Below are 16,959 nucleotides of genomic sequence, written 5' to 3' on the forward strand. Positions count from 1 at the left end.
CTCTCAAATTAAGTCCGCACTAATAATCGATATGAATGCCCGTCCTCAAATCGCTTTGGGAAAACCGAGTCCTTATAACCCAGCAACGATAGAACGGTGCCCTTTTGATCAACCAACACCATTGCCAGACGCCGGTCGACAACGGCTATTTTTTGATCAATGAAGATTCGCTTGATTTTTTGATGCCCACCAGATTTTAAAACAATTCGGTCACTACTTCGCCATGGTCTAATTAAAAGTGGCAATTGATCATCATTTAGCTGAAAATCAGTGGTCCGTACGCTCGGGTAGTTGGTGGTCTGACTGGGGGCAAACACTCCCACACTCATTCGGTCATTAACTTGGTACCAGTGGTTTAATCTTACCATAATTTGCTGAATTTTGATTGTATTTTTCTTAACATTTTTATTAAATTCTAATTTAAAGCAATCGTAATTTTTATGCAGTATTATCCGCGAATTAATTTTATAATCACCCTGGGGTTTTTGCTGATTATTTAAAATCGTCACCATCATCTGGAGGTGCTTTTCAGATAGTGGTCGTTCGCCCAACTCGCTACTAATTATCGCCATGCATTGCACTTGTAGCTCTAATGGCATTTGTAGAAATGGCGCCAATTGGTATTCGGTTTGTAGCTTCAATTTCGTAACGACGCGTTTAACTAGGAACTGATTGACCGCTACCGTTGCTGATAGTTGGTCTGCAAAGCGGCTGAGAGCTGGTACAATTCGTGGATTTTCCCGCTCCATCATGGGTAACAAGTGATGGCGAATTCGATTTCTAGTCACGTCGTCATTATGGTTAGTGGAATCCTCATACCATTTCACGCCATCTTCACGTGCATAATCAAGTACCGTTTGCTTATCAAATGGTAATAGTGGTCTTACCAACTGGCCATTGCCAAACGGACGATTGGGTTGTATTCCGCGAATTTGAGTAAGATTATCACCACGCATTAATTTCATTAGTACCGTTTCAGCCTGATCATTTTGGTGGTGAGCAGTTAATAACCATTTAGCATTGAATTGCTTCATGACCCGTTCAAAGAAGGCATATCGAAATTTACGGGCTGCCTCCTCGATGCCACTTTGTGGATGGTCAGCGAGTGGCCACCGCCCAATTACCAACTCGATGTTTCGGGCATGACAATAGTTGGTAATAAACTGTTGTTCAGTATTACTAGCGTTTCTTAATTCGTGATTCACGTGAGCAACAATGATGCGGGGCCGCTCGTTTCGTAAGTGTTGTAATAGATCCAATAGCACCATTGAATCCACCCCGGTGGAAACTGCCACCACGACTGGTTGATCGCTCTGCCACCATTGATGATGAAAAACATTACTAGCAAAGCGCTTTCTAAGTTCCAAATCCATTTTAATTCCACCCCATCACAAATAAAAAAAGACTAAGGGAAAAGCCCCCTAATCTTTTTTAGTTATCATTAATGATTAACTCCAGCGACCGCCACGGCCACCGCGTTTACCTTCAGTATTCTTTTTAATCGTCGCTAAACGACTATCGCTTTGTTTGAGGAATTTAGACATCATGTCATCAAAATCATCAGTCTTATTATTTTGATGGTCGTTGTTGCTTTCACCATGATGGTTATTAAAGTGGTTATTACCACCGCGACCATGAAAGTTTTGGCGGTCGTTATGGTCACCACGACTATGGTGGTCATTATGGTTATTAAAGTGACCATTGCCATGATGTTCGTTATTGTGACTATGCTCATCGTTTGCTTGTTTCATTGAAAGAGCAATCTTTCCATCATCACCAATTTTTAAGACCTTAACATTTACCTGGTCGCCAACCTTAAGTACATCGTGAATATCCTTAACGAAACCATCAGAAACCTCACTAATGTGTACTAATCCAGTCTTGTGATCACCTAAATCAACGAAAGCCCCAAAATTAGTAATTCCAGAAACTTTACCGGGAATTTTTGCTCCAACTTCAATTGCCATAAAAACGTGTTTCCTCCTAATAATTAAGTGCTTTTAGTATAGCACCAAAATCAGCAATATTACATATTAAAAAACGATTAATTTTGCGTAACGTCCTTAGCAACATCATTCGGTAAACTATAGACGGTTTCACCTGACTTGGTGTAGTAATATTTATCACGAATTAGTTGTTGAACGTATTCAGAATTATTTAACTGCTTAACATCTAACTTTAATTCCTGATTATGCGCCCTAGCAGTAGCTAATGTTTTTTTACTAACTGCGGTTTGTTTTTGAATCATCGTCCTCTGTGCATTAGATTGGTGGATGCCGATCAATAGCGGGATTGAAAATGCTAATAGAATGGTAATTACCACAAAAATCCTTCTAAACTTAGGCCGATTAACGAATGACCATTTAATCTTACGATAGTGCCGCTTGGTATAGGCATTATTAAGCCACTTCACATTACTATTCTTCATCAAAAATAATTCCCCCAAAAATTATTCAACTAATTTAAGTATAGCAATAAGTGGGGGAATTGTCTATCACACTAGGGATGAAAGCGTTTAAAATGTTTTAAAATTGCTCATTTTGATAATCATGTTCGTAGTCTTCACTTAATACCTTGTACATCTTATCAGCATCGGCCTTTTTAGTGGTTTCAGTAAGTTGAACCACTTCGATCGTTAACGTCTTATTCCCAAACTTAATTACTAGCTGATCACGGGGGCTAACGTTAGTGGATGACTTAGCGACCCGTCCATTAATTTCGATGCGGCCCTGGTCGGAAATGCTCTTAGCGACCGTTCTTCTTTTAATAATTCTAGAAATTTTCAAAAATTTATCTAACCTCATAAGAATCCGTCCCTTCTTAAACTTATCAATTATTATCGTTTCATAAACCGGCTAATGACTGGCAAACTCATTAGTTCAGCCCTGGTAAATATTTTCAATCCTAATACAGCAATGACAGCAGTAATTACACCACCCATCGTACTGACTAGTACAATTAATAACGTCATCATGCGGCCCCTTGGAAATGGGAAGATTGAATTGAGCATCCCCTGAATTAAGCCTACAATGCACAGCATCGTGACCGTAGCTACAATCAATTTCCCCACTAATTCGAATGAATATGGCTTAATTTTAATCCGGTTTTTTAACCCTATCTCATTAACTAACAACCCCGCTAATAGTGCGATGAGCGTTGAAACGCTCCCACCGATAATTCCACTGCTTGCAACCATTCGTTCGGTAATCAACGCCTTCACCACGATGCTTACTAATACCGCGTAAAAACCAATTCGGAAGTTACCAACACCCTGTAGGATACTATTGTTAGTTGTAATTAAGGTCACGATTACAATGCTAACGCAGTAAACGGCCAACGTAAAACTCCCCGCTACACTACCGAACAAAATGAAATTAATCGAAGGCATCAATATGATCATCCCTGCCGTCAGCAAAACCGTAATTACCAGACTACTCTTCACCATTAATTGAGCAGTGGTTTCAAACGCACGGTTCTGGCGGTCTTGAATCGACTTTGAAAGCGATGGCAATGCGGCAGAGGCGAACGAGGTCCCAATCACCAGTCCGACTTGCACCAATGGTTGAGCCCGGTCGTAGACCCCCTTAATGTCTTGGGACATCAATCCAGTTACCCCAGACTGTAGCAGCCCCCTTCTAATCGTGAATGAATCAACTAGTTGCATCATGATCATTAACGATGATAGCAGACAAATCGTTCCTCCCTCGTTAAATAACTTTCGAACTAACGAGCTGGTCTTAATCCGCGGCTTTTGCCCCGCTTGAATTAATAGCGGCCAACTAAATCCCAATAACACCAGGCTAGAAAAGAGCGCAGCAATGGGGGATGAAAACATTGCGTCGCGCCCCATTAGGTATAAATCCCAATGGTGGCGATGGGCTGACCAAGCGACCACGATGATGATCGATATTCGGACCAGCTGCTCGACTACCTGTGAGACTGCCGTTGGCACCATGTTCAAAGTTCCTTGAAACAATCCCCGACTGGTCGAAAGAAATGGCATTAATAAAAACATCCAACTAACCGCCCTGATGACGGGTGCCAGTCGTACGTCACCCATTTGATCAGCAATTGGGACCGCTCCCAATTGTAACCCCAAAAAGATTAGCAAAGCCGCACCACACAGGATTAGATGAATCCGCTTTGCTAGACCGATTCGCCGTGGCAAGTCCGGTTCTTCTGCAATTAATTTAGAAATCATTACCGGCAGTCCGGAAAGGGCAAAGGTCATCCCGATTCCGTAGATGGGATAGACCTGTTGATAAATATAAAACCCCACGTTGCCCACTAAGTTTTGCAGTGGAATCCGATAGGCGGCGCTTAACACCTTAGCAATCAGTGAGGACAGCGTTAAAATGCCGGCCCCACTCATCACTAATTTAACTTGCGAGTTACTTTTCATCTTCAATCTCCATCCGACGGTGGACCAACGAATCAATTAGTTGCATTAATTCATTTAACCAGACCGCTTGTTGCATGGTTGGTTGAATGATCAACTTAATTTGGATTCGATCATTCACCACTTCTAACGTCGATCTAAACTTGGTTTGCGCAATTGCCCTTAAAATATCCTTGGAATCAAAAACAGTTGTTCCTAATTTAGACATCGTAATGATAATGGCCTTAGCATCGTTACTAATTTTTTTAATCAACGCCTGGTCAGCTAACATCTTCATCCGTCCGATTAACAATAAGTTCGCCACTGCGACTGGATAGTCACCAAAGCGGTCGATCAAATCACCCTGAATCTCAGTGTATTGATCTTCATTTTCCAATTGCCGAATCCGTTTATAAATTTCAATTTTTTGTTGATGGTCACTAATGTAATCGTCTGGAAGGTAGGCTTCAACATCCAGTTCAATGGTCGAATCGACTCTTTGGGTCCGGCTAGTCCCCCGCTTTTGCGCCACCGCATCTGATAGCATTTCGGTGTAGAGGTCGTAACCAACTGAATCAACGAAGCCGTGTTGTTGCTTTCCCAACAAATTTCCGGCGCCCCGTAACGAGAGGTCACGCATCGCAATTTTAAACCCGGACCCCAGGGCGGTGAAATCACGAATTGCATCTAAGCGATTTTCGCTGACTTCGGTCAAGACCTTGTTGGGTTTATACATAAAGTAGGCATATGCAATCCGATTGCTCCGCCCAATTCGGCCCCGTAATTGGTATAGTTGGGACAGCCCCATGTGGTCCGAATTTTCAACGAACAACGTATTGGCATTCGGAATATCCACCCCGGTTTCAATGATCGTAGTCGTTACTAACACATCATAATCACCGTTCACAAAGTCATATAAGACCGTCTCAAGCTGATTTTCACTCATTTTACCGTGGATGTACGCAATTCTAGCATCCGGGACTAGTTGTTCTAACATCCCGACCGTTTTTTCAATATCTTCGACCCGGTTATGCAGGTAAAAAACCTGCCCCCCACGATCTAACTCCCGGTGAATTCCATCCTTAATCGTCCCGGCGTTCTCCTCTAGGACGTAGGTTTGAATTGGGTAGCGGTTGGTCGGGGGCGTCTCAATTACTGATAGGTCCCGGACCCCCATCATCGACATATTTAAGGTTCGGGGAATCGGGGTGGCAGTCAGCGTTAATACATCAACGTCGGAACGCATTTCCTTAATTCGTTCCTTATGCTTAACCCCAAAACGTTGCTCTTCATCAACGATCAACAGCCCTAAGTCCTTAAAGTGAACGTCCTTGGATAAGAGCCGGTGGGTCCCCACCACGATATCGATTGATTCATCCTCTAACCCCTTAATCGTCGTTTTAATCTGTTTAGGGGTTCTAAATCTAGACAGGACTGCCGCTGAAACCGGAAAGCCATCGAAGCGTTTTAAAATCGTCTCGTAATGCTGGTGTGCCAAAACGGTTGTTGGCACTAAAAAAGCGACCTGTTTGCCGGCCTCAATCGCCTTAAACGCGGCTCGCAGCGCTACTTCGGTTTTCCCGTACCCGACATCACCGACCAATAGCCGGTCCATCGGGTGGGGCTTTTCCATATCAACCTTAATTTCATTGATGCTCTTAATTTGATCGGGAGTTTCGGGGTACGGAAAGGCATCGTCAAATTGTTCTTGATAGACATCATCTGGCGGGAACGCAAACCCGGTAGCGGTTGACCGTTTTGCATAGAGGTCGATCAAATCATCGGCAATGTCTTCAATCTTACTTGCGACCTTACTCTTGGTCTTAGCCCATTCACTGCCCCCCAGTTTGTTAATTCGGGGCCGCTTATCCTCAGCCGAAACGTACTTTTGAATTAGATTTAACTGGGTCACCGGGATGAACAGTTGTGCGTTATCGCGGTAGGTAATCGTCATGTAATCTTGGTGCTTACCATCAACTTCCATTGTCTTCATGCCTTCATAGCGACCAATTCCGTGGTTTACGTGAACGACATAGTCGCCGGGCTTTAGATCCACGTAGCTCTTGATTCGCTCAGCATTTGAAAAGGTCTGCCGCTTTGCAAGCCGCTTCGTCACGTGGTTAAACATTTCTGATTCGGTAATTAGTGCCAAGTTTGCAAACGGTAATTCGAAGCCGTTGTTCAACCGTTCTGGGATCAATTGGACCTGATTTTGAATCAGGTGGTCCCAATCGGTCTGGGTCACATTGATTTCAAAGTCATCCATCGTGTTTGCCAGCTTATCCATCTGGACCTTATCACGAACCATGATCACAACGGTTTCATTTTGCTTTTGCCAACGGTTCATTTCGGTTTTTAATAGCGGAATCTGCCCGTAAAATTTCTGCATCGGTTGGACCTTAATTTCAACCAGCTTAGTCAACCGCAATCCATTTAGTCCCCGTTGGAAACGCGCGAACATTAATTCCGGTTGGTTAGCAGCCTTAAAGACCGTTTTAAAATCATGACCAAATTGCTGGTCACTAAAAATTTCGCCATTTAATAGTTTATCGGCCGCCCATTGCTGCTCGTCCCCTAACAACTCTTGTTCCGATTCTAATAGCCGATGATAGTCGTCACAGACGATGATACCATCGGAAGGCACGTAGTCAAAAATGGAGGTGGATCGATCAAAGAGGTAGTTAGCAAATAAAATCAACTGGCTATCAATGATTCCGGCCTTAAATTCATCAATAATCGGCTGTAAGTAATCCTTCATGGCTTCCGCAACTTTGGCATCCTTAATCTGCCCAACCGAACGGTTCAAATGCGTCTGCAGTTGTTGCGGGCCGTTTTGCAACTGGTCCGCATTCAAAATAAAATCGGTGGCTGGCAGGACCTTAAAGCTATCCATATTTTGCACACTGCTTTGCGTGGAGACATCAAAGTAACGCAGTGAATCAACCTCGGTATCAAATAGATCAACTCGAATCGGATATTCCGAATTAAGTGGATAAATATCAATGATCGATCCCCGAATTGCAAATTCACCGGGGGCGGCCACTAGTTTCACCCGTCGATACCCTAGACGAAAGAGTGCCGTCTTAACATCCCCTAGGTCAATTTCATCTCCAACGGTGATTTGAAACTGATTTTCGGCAAAATCATGGGGCGTCGGCAACAGTCTCCGGACCCCAGACATTGAGGTCACAACTACGGCCGCTTGCTTAGTTTGTAATGCATGCAAGGCCCGCACCCGTTGCGCTCGGTATTGCGGTGAACTGGTCGCTGCTTCGGCTGCAATCAATTCCTCAGCCGGAAATTCAAATACTTGATTCTCAGATAGTAGATTCGTAAAATCATCGGCTACCTGGGTCATGTGATGCAAATTATCAACCACCAATAAAATTGGCTGCTTAGTTTGCTCAAGTAAAATTGATAGTAATAATGTTTTAGCTGAGCCAGACATTCCAGTAATCAATTGCCGGGTGGCCGGTTTTAAATTGTCAGTAATTGTTTGAAACTGCGGAATAGAAGTAAAAAACTGACTGAGTTTCATCAAAGGAGTCCTTTCAATGCGTTTTAATTATATTTATTTTCAAGCCGGTCAAATGCGGTTCCAGCAACCCAATCATCCAAAGCAGCGACCGCTTGATCACAAGCGGTTTTGAAATCGGGTAGTTGTTCATCGGTAAACTTGCCTAAGACATAGTCAACCACACTTTGTAGTTTTGGGTGGTCAGTCCCCACTCGAATGCGGTTAAACTGATTCGTTCCTAAGTGGGCAATTAAACTCTTGATTCCATTGTGGCCACCGGCAGCCCCATGGGTCCGCAAGCGGATTTTACCCACTGGGATGTCCATGTCATCGTAGACCACGATCAAATCTTCAATCGCTAACTTATAAAACTTCATCAAAGGTCCCACGGCCCGACCGGAATCGTTCATGAAGGTAGTCGGTTCAACTAGTAACACCTTTTCGCCATCAATCATCGTAGCACCTAACTTAGCATCCATTTTGCGGGTCGTAAGTTCGATTCCATGGTCAGCTGCAAATTGATCCACAACTGCAAATCCAGTATTATGCCGCGTTCCATCATATTGGGGTCCAATGTTTCCTAGTCCAACAATCATTTTCATTTTATTAAGCACTCCCTAATTCATTTATTTCTATCTATTATATCAAAATATCAGCTTAATATAATTAAAGGCGACCTCTTCGTTATCAACTTAACATTAATTATGATATAATGATTTTTGGAAGCATTAAAATAAAAATTCTTTTGAAGGGATGATTATTTTGGCATTAAAACACCAAAAAGTTGCTTTAATTGGTGACGGTGCGGTTGGTTCTTCATACGCATTTGCAATGATGCAACAAGGAATCGCCGAAGAATTCGTCATTATTGATATTGTTAAGGATCGGACAGAAGGAGATGCTTTAGACCTTGAAGACGCTCAAGTTTTCACTGCTCCAAAGAACATCTACTCTGGCGATTACAAAGATTGTAAGGATGCTGACCTAGTAGTTATTACTGCTGGTGCTCCTCAAAAGCCAGGCGAAACTCGTCTTGACTTAGTAAACAAGAACGTTAAGATCCTATCATCAATTGTTAAACCAGTTGTTGATTCAGGATTTGACGGAATCTTCTTAGTTGCTGCTAACCCAGTTGACGTATTAACTTACGCTACTCAAAAGTTATCTGGTTTTCCAAAGGAAAAGGTTGTGGGTTCCGGTACTTCACTAGATACCACCCGTTTCCAAGTTGCAGTTGGTAAGAAGTTAGGTGTTAACCCTGCCGATGTTCACGCATACATTATGGGTGAACATGGTGACTCCGAATTTGCTGCAATTGATGAAGCGGAAGTTGGTAGTCGCCCATTACTAGATGTTGCCAAGGATGCTGGCGTAAGCAAGGACGATCTTCTTAAGTTAGAACAAGAAACTCGTGACAAGGCTTACACGATCATTAACAAGAAGGGTGCTACTTTCTACGGAGTTGCAACCGCATTAATGAGAATTTCTCGTGCCATTCTTCGCGATGAAAATTCAGTATTGCCAATTGGTGCTCCAATGAATGGTGAATATGGATTAAATGATATCTACATTGGTTCTCCTGCCGTAGTTAACGCCTCTGGTGTTGCTAAGGTCTTAGAAGTTCCATTAAGTGCCGACGAAGCTAAGAAGATGGCCGCATCTGCTGAAACTTTGAAGGAAACTGCTAAAAAGGGTATGGATGTATTAAAGTAATTCACCCGATTTAACAACGCAAAATAACCGCACTCTGTTGAGTGCGGTTATTTTTTGCTAAGAAGGAAGGTTTCCGGGAATTTCCCATTTAATCATGAATCATAAATCCAATCAAAAACTAGGATGGCCATTGATCATTTTAATCGGCATCCTAAGCTTATTCATTACCGCATTTATTACCACTACCTCCCCGCTATTTGCCTTCAATAATTCATGGGACGGTAACACCATGTTTACCGTTGGAAAGGGGCTATGGCACGGGCTACTTCCGTACCGCGATCTGTTTGATCAACGGGGACCATTAATGTATTTAATGAACTCATTTGCCGCTTTAATTAGTTACAGAACCTTTTTAGGGGTTTACCTATTTGAGGCCCTCACAGTCTGTTTTGACATCATATTAAGTTATCGCATTATTAATCTTAAATTCAGCAAGCCGATTGCATTTGCCAGCAGTTTCACCATCATTCCAATCGTTTTTAATGGTTACTTTTTCGAAAATGGTGAATTACCAGAAAGCCTGGTAATGCCATTGATGTTAGGCCTCATTTACACGGTTTTAAAGAATAATGGAGCAGCATTTAGCGATTTCCAATTATTTTGGCAGGGGGTCGCCCTATCAATTGTTTTTTGGACTAAGTACACGTTAATCTTACCGTGGGTTGCCTTTTTCGGTTGGATTCTAATTGCAATGCTGATCAAAAAACAATGGCACCCATTATTACGCAAAATCGCGTTTGGGGCTGCGGGCTTTTTTAGCATTTCACTAGCGTTAATCATCTTTTTTGGTATCAATGGGGCCCTCTTTGACCTGTTCAAGGGGTATTTCTATATGAATTTTCATTATTACCCTAAATCTAAATTTTTATCAATTCACATTATCTATAATATTTTTGATTTTATCTTTAGAAATCCACTGAATACCCTCTTTTCATTTCTATTCGCCCTTGGATTTGCTTATTTCTTAAGCAGCCGAACCTTTAAGTGGCAACCCAAGTTGATGATTGCCCTAGGAGCATTAATGGAGGTATTCATGATCGTTGGAAACGCCCATAGCTTTCGGTACTACTTTGTGGGCCTGGGCTGCTTTTTAATTTTCATCTCAATGGGGATTGCTAATTTAATTACCATTCTGATTCAGCATTGGCGACCCAATCCAATTAAGGTTAGTGCCCTCGTTACATTGCTTGCCATTGCAGGAGTGTTTATCACTAATCCGCTCTATCAAGACACCATCTTGTTTCCCCACAACCAATCCATTAGTGCGAACCAAAAATCAACGGTCCCGTTTCAAATTAAATTTGCCAAAATCATTAATCGGAGTAATGATCGGAGCATTTTAAACTATAATAATTTAGATGTGGGCCTATATACGGCCACTGCAACGTTGCCACAAAACAAATACTTTGCTAAACTAAATTTGAAGGGCTTTGCCCCCATGATGGATAGTCAAAACTACATTTTAAACCACCATAAGGCTAACTTTGTTGTTTTTGCCCTTAAGCGAAATCAAAGCATTTGGGATCCTGATCAACACCCCGATAGGAGTTTCAAAAAATACTACCGGTTAGTTGCCCATCGCACAACCATCTTCCAAAACCAAAAGGTAAAATACCTATTATATAAATTAAGGAGCTAATTATGCTATTAAAATCGTTAGTTAAACCCAAGTCCAGATTAACAATGGTAACCGAAAATACCACCCTGGCTGAAGCATTAAAAATTCTAGAGGAAAAGGATTTCCGGTGTGTGCCAATTCTAGACGAAACCGGAACCCTATTTCGCGGTAATATTTATAAAATGCATTTATACCGCCATAAATCACGTGGTGGGGATATGAACCTCCCCGTGACCCACTTAATTAAAAATTCTACTAAGTTTATTAGCGTCAATGCATCATTCTTTAACGTGTTCTTCTCAATTAAGGACTTACCTTACATTGCCGTGTTAGATTCACAAAATTCATTCTATGGTATCTTAACCCATAATCGCTTGATGGATATGCTTTCACAATCATGGAACGTTAACGTGGGAAGCTACGTCATTACGGTTGTTTCCACCGGTGAACGTGGTGATTTGGAAAAAATGGCTCGGATCATTTCTAAGTTCACCAACATCGCTAGTGTGATTTCACTTGACGTTCAAGAAGGTGAACTCGTCCACCGGACCATGTTCACCCTACCATCAGATGTTGATCAAGATAAGTTGGATAAAATTGTGGCCACCCTGCATAAACGAGGCTTTAAGATTCCTGAAATTGAAAATCTAAACAGTGTTCAATAGTTCGTCCATAATATAAATAAAAAGATTCGGGAGTGAATTAACATTCCCGAATCTTTTTATTTATGTATACTACTTTTTAACGTTAGGTTTAGAAGCTAATCCAACGCTTAACTCCAAAGCAGTATCAACCTTTTTCATTAAATATTTATTTAAATGGGCGACCCGGTCGTTAAGGCGTTGTTTATCAATCGTTCGAATTTGCTCTAATAAAATAACTGAATCCTTTTCAATATCTGATTGACTAGCTTTAATCCCAACGTGCGTTGGCATCTTTGGTTTTGAAATTCGTGCAGTAATGGCTGCTACGATTACGGTCGGACTGTAGTGATTTCCAATATTATTTTGAATAATCAATACAGGCCGCACCCCTCCTTGTTCAGAACCGACGACCGGAGATAAATCAGCATAGAAAATATCGCCACGTTTCACTTCTGTCTTTGACATTTCTGATATACTCCTCCTTAATCTTATTAACGAATTGTGAATCACCTAAGTATTCATTAATAGTTCTTGCCGCACAATCCTCAGAGGGCATAAACTCTTTAACGATATCCTTATTTAAATTCCCCATTATGATGTAACCATATATCAATTGCTGAATATAAGGGGAGTAACTGGATTCAGAATTAACTAATACCGAAAACGTCCGGTAATTATTTAAATTATTTTTAATATCATTAATTAAAATTAACTTATTATTCGTAACTACAAAACGTTCGCATAAAATAAATGGCATCATAAATACCTCTCATTATAATATATTACTAAAAAAAGCACTAAATATATACTCTGGGAAGTCGATTTTGAAATAAACAAGCAACTTCATAGTGAATTGTACCACATTTTTCAGCTATTGATTCTAATGAAATCTCATTTTGACCATTTTTACCAATTAAGGTGACTTTGGTTCCAATTCCAACCTGCTTTGGCAGCTTAATCATAAACTGATCCATACAAATCCGCCCCACGATCGGACAGAATTGTCCGTCGACCAGCACGTGAAAATCATGCAATGCACGGACATAACCGTCAGCATACCCAATCGGCAGGGTTGCAATCCATTCATCCTTAGTAGTGGTATAGGTAGCCCCATACCCAATCGAACGACCAGCTGGCACTAGCTTGCAATGAACCACTTCCGTTTCTAAACTAAGGGCTGGTTGTAATTCATACGGTGGTTTAACTTCGGTCCCGGATGGATTCAACCCGTAACCCGCGACCCCGAATCGAATCATATTCCCATTGCACTCTTGGTGCCAAAGACTAGTGGCGGAGTTTGAAACATGGACGTAACGGGGCCGGGTCGGTAATGCAGCCATAAACTGGTTAAACCGGCCTACTTGGGTGTGAAAATAATTAGTCGCTTCGATTTGGTTTGAATCAGCAGTTGAAAAATGGGTAAAGACCCCCTCAATATTAATCAACTGCTCATTTGAAGCTGCCAGTGCTAATGCTGTCTTCATTGAAGCAACCGTCTGAAAACCAATTCGCCCCATTCCAGTATCCAATGCAATGTGGACGTTTAATTTGGAGGCATCCGGATGGTGAGCGAGCTCAGCTACCGTTGCTTGTAACCATTCGTTCGAAGGTAAGGTAGTGGAGATATTGTAGGTAGCAGCAATTAAGGCATCCTTAGGTCTAATGACCCCTAATACTAAAATTGGTTCCATCAATCCAGCTTCACGCAGCTCCAGGGCTTCATCCAAAATGGCAACACAAAATCCAGTTGCACCAGCAGCCTTAGCCACTTTAGCCACTTGGACAGCCCCATGGCCATATCCATCGGCTTTTACCACCATAAATAATTCGGTCCCAGCATCAAGACGGGAGCTTTCACTATTAATGTTATGATAAAGCGCCTGTTTATTAATCACTAATTTTGCATTTCGATGAACCCCAGTTATCATTGTCCACACCTTCAAAATATAATTTATCTTCTATTTTATCATTAAAATCAACAATTAAAAATAGGAACAACGACTTTTCAGTCCCTGTTCCTATTTTTTAGTAATATCTTATTATTTGAAGATTATTAGTCGCGTTGCTTAATTGTAAATGACTTTCCGCCACCATTTGAACGATGGTTATTCCGCCGATCACCACTGCGCCGGTCATTACGATGATTATTATTCCGACCATTGTAACGACGACCACCATTAGAGTGACCACCGCGACCACCGCTGTGACCGTTATAACGACGGCCACGGCTAAAGCGGCGCTTCTTGTTTGGTAATGGCCGTTCTGGCGTAATCCGGACCTTAACTTGACTTCTAGTCATCTTGCTGAGCAAGACTGACACTAGTTCCTTAGCGGAATACTTTTCCAAAAGTTCGTCAGCAGTATCTGAGAACTTATCCATATCAGTCTTTTGAATTAAGGCCCCTAGTTCGTTCTTAACCACTGCTAATTGACCATTCAATGCTTCAGTTTCCGAAGGTGGCTTAAGTGGTAACATTCTCACCTTGGTTAATTTTTCAACTTCTCTAAGGTAGTCCTTTTCATTTGGTTCAACAAAGGTAAGTGATACCCCATGGTTTCCGGCACGACCAGTCCGGCCAATCCGGTGAACGTAGCTTTCTGGATCCTGTGGAATGTCGTAGTTATAAACATGGGTCACACCACTAACATCAATCCCACGGGCTGCAACATCGGTCGCAACTAGGATCGTAATTTTTCCATCACGGAATTCACGCATAATTTGGGAACGCCGCTTTTGGGTCAAGTCCCCGTGTAATCCAGCAGCTGGGTATCCACAAGTGATTAATCCCCGCGATACTTCATCAACCCGCCGTTTAGTTCGACAAAAGACGATCGTTACTTTGGGTGCCTGAACATCAAAGAAACGGGTCATTAAATCAAATTTTTCAGCTTCCTTTGAACGAACGTAGTATTGATCAACTAAATCAGTAGTCAATTCCTTCGCCTTAATTTTAACCTGCTTAGGATTATTCATAAACTGAACTCCGACCCGCTTGATTTTATCGGGCATCGTAGCTGAGAATAATAGGGTTTGCCGTTCAGTCGGAAGGGCTTTTAAAATACTTTCAATATCATCTAAAAATCCCATGTCTAACATGTCATCGGCTTCATCAAGAACTAAGAATTTAACATTACCTAATTTTAAAGTCCGTCTATTAATATGGTCTAAAATTCGACCAGGCGTCCCTACAATTACTTGAGGGTGCTTTTTAAGATTTCTAATTTGTTGACGAATGTCAGCACCACCATAAATGGCCTGCACCTTAGCTCCTTCAACCCGACCAAAACGGTTCATTTCACGTTGGGTTTGAATGGCTAATTCACGGGTAGGTGATACGACCAATGCTTGAACATTGGGATCATCCAAGTCAATTTTATCCAAAATCGGTAGGGAAAATGCAGCTGTCTTACCAGTCCCCGTTTGGGCCTGACCCAAAACGTCGTGGCCTTCTAGAATCAACGGAATCGTATCCGCTTGGATGGGGGTAGCTTCGGTAAAACCTGCTTTTTCAACGGCTGTTAATAGGTCATCTGATAAACCTAAATCTCTAAATTTCAAAAAATTTCCTCCTATGATTTCAAAAATTACTAGTGAGCTAAGAAAAATCCGTTTCCGTCAACCACCCACTAGCGGATTCAAAATCAATCAATCTATTATTAAAGTTGTATATCTTTTTAATGATAGTCCTTTTTAGCATATTAAGCAACCTAATTAACTAAATTGTTTAACACTGTTTCTAAGTGAATCCCATGGCTAGCCTTAAGGAGCACCATGTCATCATGCTGAATTTCTTTTTGTAAATCATTCGTTAATTGCTCCAATTGATCCTTTGTATAATAATGAAGCGCACTAGCTGGGTATTTAGCAGCTAACTTATCTCGTAGTGCTAAAATGTCAGTCCCGATTAAAAAGATGTCTGCGGTCAATGCCGGATTCAATGATTCAGCTAATGATTCATGCATCGCTTTCGACTGAACTCCTAATTCCAACATGTCACCCAACACCGCAATCCGCTTTCCCGTGGTTTTCGTCTCGGCAAACGCATGCAACACTTCCTTTGCGGCCGTTGGATTAGAATTATAGACATCGCTTAAAATTGCTTCCCCCTGATTTCCAGTCAACCATTCAGTTCGATTTGCAGTTAAATGAACTTCATTCAATCCATGGCGAATTGATTCAGGCCGAAGATGAAATAAGGCCCCCGTTAGGACTGCCGCTAGGGCGTTATTCACATTATATTCACCAATCATTGGAATAGTAAATGTAAAGTCCTTCCATTTATTAGTAACAAAGCTGGTTTGGGCTGGTTGATCATGAATTTCAGTTGGGTAAATATCATTGACCCCGTTGCGACCAAAGGTCAATTGATCAAAGTCCACCATAGCTGCCCGTTGACTTAACAACGGTTCATCCCCATCATAAATAAAGGTGCCATCAGCTTTTAGTCCATTTAAGATTTCGACTTTCGCATCGGCAATTTTGCTCCGGGTCCCGAAAAATTCAATATGGGCTTCCCCAATCATGGTAATAATTGCAACGTCTGGTTGGACCAGGCGGCTTAAAAAGTCGAGTTGCCCGGGACGATCCATCCCCATTTCTACCACCAAGACCTCAGTATTTGCGCCCATATCTAAAATGGTCACCGGCACCCCAATTTCATTATTAAAGTTAGCATGCGTCTTAGTCACATTAAACTGCGTGCCTAAGACGGAAGCTACCATGTCCTTGGTAGTGGTTTTACCATTACTTCCTGTAATTGCGACCACCTTCGGGTTAATCTTGTTTAGGTAGTATCGACTTAAATCCTGCAACGCCTTGAGTGGATCGGCCACTACGATTACCGGAAAATTAGTCGGCTGATTAGCATGCCCGCGTTGCCAAAACGTCGCTTGCGCTCCGTTTTGAATCGCACTGTCAATGAAGCGATGGCCATCTTGGTTGCCCACTAGGGGTACAAATAGCGCTCCTGGTTTTAAATGCCGACTATCAAATGCAACACTGGTGAGTTCTACATCCTGATAGCCCGTAACATCATTTTCAGCTGATACAGCTTTTGCAATTTCAGCAATCATCATTTTCATAGTCTTT

General features: G+C 41.9%; 14 protein-coding genes. 3 read left to right on the plus strand and 11 right to left on the minus strand.

Features of this window, described 5'->3' with window-relative positions; translation table 11 throughout:
* Positions 1-8: 8 nt before the first annotated feature.
* The 7 genes from tilS to pth all read right to left on the minus strand — a co-directional run bounded on the left by tilS (position 9) and on the right by pth (position 8,497).
* Complete coding sequence (gene tilS / locus MOO44_RS02430; protein WP_260116845.1) at positions 9-1,373, minus strand: tRNA lysidine(34) synthetase TilS; 1,365 nt, start codon at positions 1,371-1,373, stop codon at positions 9-11.
* A gap of 75 nt (positions 1,374-1,448) precedes the next feature.
* Positions 1,449-1,967, minus strand: a complete 519-nt coding sequence (locus MOO44_RS02435) for a S1 domain-containing RNA-binding protein (RefSeq protein WP_260116846.1) — start codon at positions 1,965-1,967, stop codon at positions 1,449-1,451.
* A gap of 77 nt (positions 1,968-2,044) precedes the next feature.
* A complete protein-coding gene (locus tag MOO44_RS02440) occupies positions 2,045-2,428 on the minus strand; it encodes an FtsB family cell division protein (protein WP_260117283.1) in 384 nt (127 codons plus the stop codon).
* A 97-nt stretch (positions 2,429-2,525) separates the two neighbouring features.
* A complete protein-coding gene (locus MOO44_RS02445) occupies positions 2,526-2,804 on the minus strand; it encodes an RNA-binding S4 domain-containing protein (protein ID WP_260116847.1) in 279 nt (92 codons plus the stop codon).
* A 32-nt stretch (positions 2,805-2,836) separates the two neighbouring features.
* Positions 2,837-4,402: a putative polysaccharide biosynthesis protein gene (locus MOO44_RS02450; protein ID WP_260116848.1), complete on the minus strand. Its 1,566-nt coding sequence runs from the start codon at positions 4,400-4,402 to the stop codon at positions 2,837-2,839.
* The gene (gene mfd / locus MOO44_RS02455) at positions 4,392-7,916 is read right to left on the minus strand and encodes a transcription-repair coupling factor (protein ID WP_260116849.1); all 3,525 of its coding nucleotides are present in this window, start codon (positions 7,914-7,916) and stop codon (positions 4,392-4,394) included. Before mfd ends, MOO44_RS02450 begins: the two co-directional genes overlap by 11 nt.
* Before the next feature lie 23 nt (positions 7,917-7,939).
* Positions 7,940-8,497, minus strand: a complete 558-nt coding sequence (gene pth / locus MOO44_RS02460; RefSeq protein ID WP_260116850.1) for an aminoacyl-tRNA hydrolase — start codon at positions 8,495-8,497, stop codon at positions 7,940-7,942.
* A gap of 160 nt (positions 8,498-8,657) precedes the next feature.
* Between pth and MOO44_RS02465 the strand changes: the two genes are divergently transcribed.
* From MOO44_RS02465 to cbpA, 3 genes are all read left to right on the plus strand, one after another.
* Entirely contained in the window at positions 8,658-9,608 is a 951-nt protein-coding gene (locus tag MOO44_RS02465) for an L-lactate dehydrogenase (RefSeq protein ID WP_260116851.1), read from the plus strand.
* A gap of 94 nt (positions 9,609-9,702) precedes the next feature.
* The gene (locus tag MOO44_RS02470; protein WP_260116852.1) at positions 9,703-11,247 is read left to right on the plus strand and encodes a glycosyltransferase family 39 protein; all 1,545 of its coding nucleotides are present in this window, start codon (positions 9,703-9,705) and stop codon (positions 11,245-11,247) included.
* A 2-nt stretch (positions 11,248-11,249) separates the two neighbouring features.
* Entirely contained in the window at positions 11,250-11,891 is a 642-nt protein-coding gene (cbpA, locus tag MOO44_RS02475; RefSeq protein WP_260116853.1) for a cyclic di-AMP binding protein CbpA, read from the plus strand.
* 69 nt (positions 11,892-11,960) lie between these two features.
* On the opposite strand, the gene MOO44_RS02480 is transcribed toward cbpA, so the two are convergent.
* From MOO44_RS02480 to MOO44_RS02495, 4 genes are all read right to left on the minus strand, one after another.
* Positions 11,961-12,335 carry a type II toxin-antitoxin system PemK/MazF family toxin gene (locus MOO44_RS02480; protein WP_260116854.1) on the minus strand — a complete coding sequence of 125 codons (375 nt, stop codon included), beginning with the start codon at positions 12,333-12,335 and terminating at the stop codon, positions 11,961-11,963.
* A 332-nt stretch (positions 12,336-12,667) separates the two neighbouring features.
* Positions 12,668-13,798: an alanine racemase gene (gene alr / locus MOO44_RS02485; RefSeq protein WP_260116855.1), complete on the minus strand. Its 1,131-nt coding sequence runs from the start codon at positions 13,796-13,798 to the stop codon at positions 12,668-12,670.
* 125 nt (positions 13,799-13,923) lie between these two features.
* Positions 13,924-15,429: a degradosome RNA helicase CshA gene (gene cshA, locus MOO44_RS02490; RefSeq protein ID WP_260116856.1), complete on the minus strand. Its 1,506-nt coding sequence runs from the start codon at positions 15,427-15,429 to the stop codon at positions 13,924-13,926.
* Between the two features lie 149 nt (positions 15,430-15,578).
* A complete protein-coding gene (locus MOO44_RS02495) occupies positions 15,579-16,952 on the minus strand; it encodes a UDP-N-acetylmuramoyl-tripeptide--D-alanyl-D-alanine ligase (RefSeq protein ID WP_260116857.1) in 1,374 nt (457 codons plus the stop codon).
* Positions 16,953-16,959 lie beyond the last annotated feature (7 nt).

It is taken from the genome of Nicoliella spurrieriana, assembly GCF_023380205.1.
Lineage (GTDB): Bacteria > Bacillota > Bacilli > Lactobacillales > Lactobacillaceae > Nicoliella > Nicoliella spurrieriana.